The following is a 6,000-nucleotide window of genomic DNA, read 5'->3' as shown; positions in this document are numbered from 1 at the left end:
TCCAGACCGGTGTAGTCCAAGGCCGCGAGCCGCGCATGCGCCGCCTCGTAGGCGGCGTACGCCTCCTCGACAGCGGCTCGATCGGTCAAACCCATACTTCGAACACTAGTTCGAGCCACTGACAAGAAAACGCCGCAAATGTGACGCTAGTTACCTAGCGTGACCAGCGAAATCAAAGTGACCAAAGTTTTTTCGAGAGCCGACGTAGCCTCGACATGCGACCCCAGGCAGCCACGTGCACGGCCCGTGCCCCCAGCGTGAAACAATTGCAGCCCGTGAAGACCTTCGATGCGCTATTCGCCGAGCTCAGTGAGCGAGCGCAGACCCGGCCGGCCGGCAGCGGCACCGTCGCGGCGTTGGACGCCGGCGTGCATCATCTGGGCAAGAAGATCATCGAAGAGGCCGGCGAAGTGTGGATTGCGGCTGAGCACGAGAGCGACGACGAGCTGGCCGGCGAGATCAGCCAGCTCCTGTACTGGACGCAGGTTCTGATGATCAAGCGCGGCCTGACCCTCGACGACGTGTACGGCAAGCTGTGACCGGCGCATCGAACGGCCTCCTGCGCGTCGCCGTCCCGAACAAGGGCGCGCTCAGCGAGTCCGCCGCCCACATCCTGTCCGAGGCCGGATACCGCCGCCGCACTGATCCCAAGGATCTGACGGTCGTCGACCCGGTGAACAAGGTCGAGTTCTTCTTCCTGCGCCCCAAGGACATTGCCATCTACGTGGGCTCCGGGCAGTTGGACTTCGGCATCACCGGCCGCGACCTGGCCGCCGAGTCGATGGCGCCCGTCAACGAGCGATTGGCCCTGGGTTTCGGATCCTCGACGTTCCGGTATGCCGCACCCAAGGGGCGGGACTGGACCGTCGCCGACCTGGCCGGTAAGCGCGTTGCCAGCGCCTACCCGAACCTGGTGCGGAAAGACCTGGCCGACAAGGGGATTGACGCCACTGTGATCCGCCTCGACGGCGCGGTGGAAATCTCGATCCAGCTCGGTGTCGCTGACGCCATCGCGGACGTCGTCGGATCCGGCCGGACCCTGGCGCTGCACAACCTCGTGGCCTTCGGTGAATCGCTGTGCGATTCGGAAGCAGTTCTCATCGAGCGCGCCGACGTCGCGCCGGATCCGGCTCGCGACCAGCTCGCGGCCCGCATCCAGGGCGTCGTGTTCGGGCAGCAGTACCTGATGCTCGACTATGACTGCCCGCGCAGCGTTTTGGAGCAGGCAACGGCCATCACGCCGGGTCTCGAATCGCCGACCATCGCGCCGCTGGCCGACGCAGACTGGGTCGCGGTGCGCGCCCTGGTACCGCGGCGCCAGGTCAACGCCATCATGGATGAGCTCGCGGCCATCGGGGCCAAGGCGATCTTGGCGTCCGATATCCGGTTCTGTCGCTTCTGACCCGTGCCGGTGTTAGCGTCGCCGTGAGGTCCGCAATCTGACGGAGGGTCACGTGACGCAAGCGCTGGTTCTGCTGTTCGCCTTACTCATTGGTGTGGTCGCGGGCCTGCGGGCGCTGACTCCACCCGCCGTGGTGGCCTGGGGCGCCAAGCTCGGCTGGTTGCCGCTGGTGGGTACCTGGGCCGAATGGGTCGGCAACTGGATCACGGTGACGGTGCTGACGATCCTGTTGGTGGTCGAGTTGATCACCGACCAGCTGCCCAAGACGCCGGCGCGAACGGTGCCGTCGCAGTTCGGGGCCCGGTTGTTCACCGGTGCGTTCGCCGGTGCGGTCATCGGCGCCGGGTGGCACCACACGTTCATCGGGATGGGCGGCGGCATGATCGGCGCGGTCATCGGGACGCTGGCAGGCTTTCATGCGCGCCGAATCCTGGTGGCGCGCAACGGCGGACACGACCTGCCGGTCGCGCTCGCCGAGGACGTCCTCGCGGTCGGTGGTGGCTTCGCGATTGCGGCCGTCGCACTGAGTGCCATCGGTCCGTATGTCGTCGTCTGAGGCCACCGCGTTCGACGCCATCATCGTCGGCGCGGGACAAGCGGGACCGCCTCTGGCCGGCCGACTCACCGAGGCCGGCCGGACTGTCGCCGTCATCGAACGCAAGCTCGTCGGCGGCACGTGCGTGAACTACGGCTGTATCCCGACCAAGACGTTGGTCGCCAGCGCCTACGCCGCACACCTGGCCCGCCGCGGTGCCGAATACGGCATCGGCACCGGCGACGTCACCGTCGACATGGCAAAAGTCAAGGGCCGCAAGGACGGGATCGTCACCGCAGACCGTGAGGGCGTCGAAAGCTGGCTGGAGGGCATGGACGGCTGCACGCTGCTGCGCGGCCACGCACGCTTTCTCGACCCACACACCCTCCAGGTCGGTGACCAACTGATCACCGGCAAGCAGATCTTCCTCAACACCGGCGGCCGTGCGACGGCCCCGGACATCCCCGGCCTGAACGACGTCGACTACCTCACGAACGTCGGCATCCTCGAACTCGACACGGTGCCAGAGCATCTGGTGATCATCGGCGGCAGTTACATCGGCCTCGAGTTTGCGCAGATGTTCCGCCGGTTCGGCGCCGAGGTCACGGTGGTCGAGCGGGGACCGCGGCTCGCCTCGCGCGAAGACGACGACGTCTGCGCCGCCATCAAGGACATCCTCGAACATGAGGGCATCACAGTTCATCTGGGCGCCAGCGACATTCGGGTGGCCAAGGACGGTGACGGGGTGGCGGTCAGCACCGGCAGCGCCGTCGTATCGGGCTCACACCTGCTGGTCGCGGTCGGCCGGGTGCCCAACACCGACGACCTGGGTCTCGAAAAGGCCGGCGTGGCGACGGATTCGCGCGGATACATCACCGTCGACGATCAGCTGCGGACCACCGTCGACCACATCTGGGCCATGGGCGACTGCAACGGCAAGGGCGCGTTCACTCATACGTCGTACAACGACTTCGAGATCGTCGCCGCCAACCTGCTCGACAATGAACCCCGCCGGGTCAGCGACCGCATCCCCACCTATGCCCTGTACATCGATCCGCCGCTCGGGCGCGCCGGCCTGACCGAGGCCCAGGTTCGGGAGTCGGGCCGAAAAGCGTTGGTGGGCAAGAGGCCGATGACCCGCGTCGGCCGCGCGGTCGAAAAAGGGGAGACGCAGGGCTTCATGAAGGTCGTGGTCGACGCCGAGACCAACCAGATTCTCGGCGCGTCCATTCTCGGTGTCGGCGGTGACGAGGTGGTGCACTGCATCCTCGATCTGATGGCCGCAAAAGCCCCGTACACCACCATGACGCACACCGTGCACATCCATCCGACCGTCGCCGAGTTGGTACCCACGATGCTCGAGGGGCTCAGGCCCCTGCAGTAACGGGCTCCGTAACAGCCTGTGCGACACCGCGTCCGGCGACCAGTTGCCGGGTGACCTCGGCGACGCGCCGGCCCAGGTGTTCGCACGTCGCCACGTCGGACGGGTGTACCTGGTCGGGATTGGCGTCGACGTCGGTCGCTGCCGCGGCACCGAGCCAGAAGCCCAGCCTGTTCAGCTCGTCCGCGCTTGCGGTGGAGTGATTCCAGCCCGGACCCAGGCCGAGGTTCACCCAGTGCATGTGATGCTGGGCGGCGAACACCGCCAGCGAGACAAGCGAATTGAGCTTGTCACCGCTCTTGCTCCCGGAGTTGGTGAACCCGGCGGCGACCTTGTCGCGCCACGTGCCCTGCTGGCAGCGCCGGCCCGTCTGCTCGGCGAACGTCTGGAATGCCGCCGATACATTGCCCATGTAGGTGGCGGTACCGAAGATGATCGCGTCCGCGCTGTCCAGCGTCTGCCAATCGTCTTCGGTGAGATCATCCAACCGGATCATGGTGACGGTCGCGCCGGCCGATTTGGCTCCGGCGGCGACCGCCTCGGTGAGGAACGCGGTGTGCCCGAACCCGGACTGGTAGGCCACAACCACTGACGGGGCGTCGTGAAAGGTGTTGTCCGACATCGATTACTCCTGGGTTTTGGGGCCTGCGGGTGGGGCGTCCAGCGGGCTGTGCCCGGCGATCTCGGCGTATCGCTCCAGCCAGCCGGGCAGGGGAGTGCCGTCGAGCAGCGCCTGCAGCCGGTCGAGGAAAGCCTGTGTGCCAGGCCGGAATCCGTTGGCGTTGGGCACTCCGAGGCCGCGATGGGTCATCCGGAGCAGGGTGCCGGTGCCGTCGGCGGTGAGTTCGTAGCGGACCACGCCGGGTTCGACGATCTGTTGGTGCCACTCATGCTCGAACACGTGCGGCGGATCCCAGACCAGGATGCGGCCCGTCATGCGCTTCATTTCCGGTGGCACGGGCGGGCCCGAGGCGACCGTCTCGATCGAGCCGCCCTCTCGTCCGTCGATGACGGTCTTGCCCATCCAGATGTCGCGATGCGCGGGCTCGGTGATCGCGGCCCACACCCGCTCGACGGGGTGCTTCAGGCGCCGCTCGAATGTCAGGGTTGCGCGGTCGCCGTCGACCGTGACGACGCCCTCGAGTTCATCGGTTGTCATGTTCCTCCTCGAATGTCGAATCCAGATGGCGCTCAAGGGCATCCAGATGGTTGGTCCAGTAGCGGCGGTAGCGGTCGATCCACTGGTCCATCTCGACCAGACCGTCGGCGCGCAGCGCGTAGATGCGTCGTTGGGCATCGGGCCGGACCTCGACCAGTCCGACTTCCCGCAACACCCGGAGGTGACGGGAGACCGTCGGTTGCGTCAGTCCCGGGAGCGTGGCGACCAGCTCGCCCGCGGTGCGTTCGCCCTCGGCGAGTACGTCGAGCAGCGCGCGCCGGTTCGGTTCGGCGACCGCTTCGAAGACGTCCATGAAGTCAGTATGCCCAGCTATCTATATAGACGCAAGTACATATAAGACTCAGCGATACAAGCGGAGTGATTTCCGCAGCTCAGAGTGTTGTGCGGTTACGCGGTCTCACTGCGGTGCGGACTGGTCCAGGTCGGCGATGTGGAGGCCGTAGGGCACGGCTTTGGCCAGCGTGACTGTCACCGGGATGCCGCTGGACAGTCGGTAGGTGCGTCGTTGCCCGGCGCACGCGCCTGCAATGGCGGCGCCCAACGGGGATTCGATGGAATGGACGGGCATGTCGGCGTATTCGGCGCCCTGTACGCCGAGTAGGAACGTCTCGAAGTCCCCGGTGGCGTCGTGTCGGATGGTGACCACCATCCCGGGTTCGGCAATGCCGTCGTTGGGTGGGTCTTCGCCGACGACGGCATTGATCAGCAGGTCATGAATCTGCTGAATCCGCTTCTCCCACGCGCGTCGCACTGCTGCGGCGTTCGCGTCGATGTTCTCGTCGGCCGTTCCGGCGGAGTGAAGATAACGCAGGGTGTCCAGTTCGCGGTGCAGCCGTTCGTAGGCTTGTGGGGAGATCCAGACTCGTGTCGTGGTGGCCATGTCATTTCCATTCGTCGCGAGACCGGTTGCGCGGTAGGACATTTCAAGTTCTTTAGGTGTCGCCGGATGTCGAGTTCGGGGCATGCATTCCGTAAGGGACCGCCTTGAGTAGCGTGATGGGCACGCTGGCCCCGCTGGGGATGGGGTAGGTGCGTTGCTCGCCGACATGTGCGCCGGCGACCGCGCTGCCCAGCGGTGATTGCATGGAATACACATCGACATCGGGGTCCTCGGCACCGCGTACACCGAGCAGAAACGTCTCGATGTCCCCGGTGTCGTCGTAGCGAACGGTCAGGACCATTCCCGGTTCAGCGATCCCGTCGTCGGGCGGGTCTTCACCGACCACGGCATTGGACAGCAGATCTTGAATCTGACGCATGCGCGCTTGTCGCGCCAAGTAATTCTCGACGAGGTTGTCGTCGGTGTCCATGACGTCGCCACGAACTTCGATACCCGACCGTGAACGCAGCACGGTCAGTTCGGCCTGCAGCCGCGTATGGGCCTCACGCGTCATCCAAAGACGTTCAGTGCTGGTCATTTTCGGTGCTGTCCTTTCGTCGAAGCCGAGGTTGTCGCCAGGGGCGGGCCGGTGGTGGACGCGCCGCCCCTGACGACTGGAGCG

The 6,000-nt window shown here is 65.9% G+C and carries 9 protein-coding genes; 4 read left to right on the top strand and 5 right to left on the bottom strand.

Annotation, left to right across the window (positions count from 1 at the left end):
- The first annotated feature begins 257 nt into the window (after window positions 1-257).
- Genes ACJH6J_RS21095 through ACJH6J_RS21080 form a run of 4 tightly spaced genes read left to right on the top strand, consistent with a single transcriptional unit; the run spans window position 258 to window position 3,321 of the window.
- Window positions 258-539, top strand: coding sequence for a phosphoribosyl-ATP diphosphatase (locus ACJH6J_RS21095; RefSeq protein WP_029118502.1), 282 nt, complete (start codon window positions 258-260; stop codon window positions 537-539).
- A complete protein-coding gene (gene hisG / locus ACJH6J_RS21090; protein WP_212812010.1) occupies window positions 536-1,402 on the top strand; it encodes an ATP phosphoribosyltransferase in 867 nt (288 codons plus the stop codon). The genes ACJH6J_RS21095 and hisG overlap by 4 nt, the downstream gene beginning before the upstream one ends.
- Before the next feature lie 52 nt (window positions 1,403-1,454).
- The gene (locus ACJH6J_RS21085; RefSeq protein ID WP_020103688.1) at window positions 1,455-1,958 is read left to right on the top strand and encodes a DUF4126 family protein; all 504 of its coding nucleotides are present in this window, start codon (window positions 1,455-1,457) and stop codon (window positions 1,956-1,958) included.
- Complete coding sequence (locus ACJH6J_RS21080) at window positions 1,945-3,321, top strand: FAD-containing oxidoreductase (RefSeq protein WP_212812009.1); 1,377 nt, start codon at window positions 1,945-1,947, stop codon at window positions 3,319-3,321. Before ACJH6J_RS21085 ends, ACJH6J_RS21080 begins: the two co-directional genes overlap by 14 nt.
- Here the strand turns inward: ACJH6J_RS21080 and ACJH6J_RS21075 are convergent.
- From ACJH6J_RS21075 to ACJH6J_RS21055, 5 genes are all read right to left on the bottom strand, one after another.
- Window positions 3,305-3,940, bottom strand: a complete 636-nt coding sequence (locus tag ACJH6J_RS21075) for a flavodoxin family protein (RefSeq protein ID WP_212812008.1) — start codon at window positions 3,938-3,940, stop codon at window positions 3,305-3,307. The genes ACJH6J_RS21080 and ACJH6J_RS21075 overlap by 17 nt on opposite strands.
- Window positions 3,941-3,943: 3 nt before the next feature.
- The gene (locus ACJH6J_RS21070; RefSeq protein WP_212812007.1) at window positions 3,944-4,477 is read right to left on the bottom strand and encodes an SRPBCC family protein; all 534 of its coding nucleotides are present in this window, start codon (window positions 4,475-4,477) and stop codon (window positions 3,944-3,946) included.
- Window positions 4,464-4,790, bottom strand: coding sequence for a helix-turn-helix transcriptional regulator (locus ACJH6J_RS21065; protein ID WP_020103692.1), 327 nt, complete (start codon window positions 4,788-4,790; stop codon window positions 4,464-4,466). Before ACJH6J_RS21065 ends, ACJH6J_RS21070 begins: the two co-directional genes overlap by 14 nt.
- A gap of 105 nt (window positions 4,791-4,895) precedes the next feature.
- A complete protein-coding gene (locus tag ACJH6J_RS21060; RefSeq protein ID WP_212812006.1) occupies window positions 4,896-5,378 on the bottom strand; it encodes a GreA/GreB family elongation factor in 483 nt (160 codons plus the stop codon).
- Window positions 5,379-5,430: 52 nt separating this feature from the next.
- Entirely contained in the window at window positions 5,431-5,916 is a 486-nt protein-coding gene (locus ACJH6J_RS21055) for a GreA/GreB family elongation factor (RefSeq protein WP_406804483.1), read from the bottom strand.
- Between the last annotated feature and the right edge of the window lie 84 nt (window positions 5,917-6,000).

The organism is Mycobacterium sp. SMC-18, from assembly GCF_045310895.1.
In the GTDB taxonomy this organism is placed as follows: domain Bacteria; phylum Actinomycetota; class Actinomycetes; order Mycobacteriales; family Mycobacteriaceae; genus Mycobacterium.
Note: the sequence above shows the minus strand (reverse complement) of the source record. Positions and strands in the feature narration are given on the sequence as shown.

Coding starts and splice junctions, on each gene's coding strand:
- ACJH6J_RS21080 (WP_212812009.1), top strand. CDS start 1,945: ATGTCGTCGTCTGAGGCCACCGCGTTCGACGCCATCATCGTCGGCGCG.
- ACJH6J_RS21055 (WP_406804483.1), bottom strand. CDS start 5,916: ATGACCAGCACTGAACGTCTTTGGATGACGCGTGAGGCCCATACGCGG.
- ACJH6J_RS21065 (WP_020103692.1), bottom strand. CDS start 4,790: ATGGACGTCTTCGAAGCGGTCGCCGAACCGAACCGGCGCGCGCTGCTC.
- ACJH6J_RS21060 (WP_212812006.1), bottom strand. CDS start 5,378: ATGGCCACCACGACACGAGTCTGGATCTCCCCACAAGCCTACGAACGG.
- ACJH6J_RS21075 (WP_212812008.1), bottom strand. CDS start 3,940: ATGTCGGACAACACCTTTCACGACGCCCCGTCAGTGGTTGTGGCCTAC.
- ACJH6J_RS21070 (WP_212812007.1), bottom strand. CDS start 4,477: ATGACAACCGATGAACTCGAGGGCGTCGTCACGGTCGACGGCGACCGC.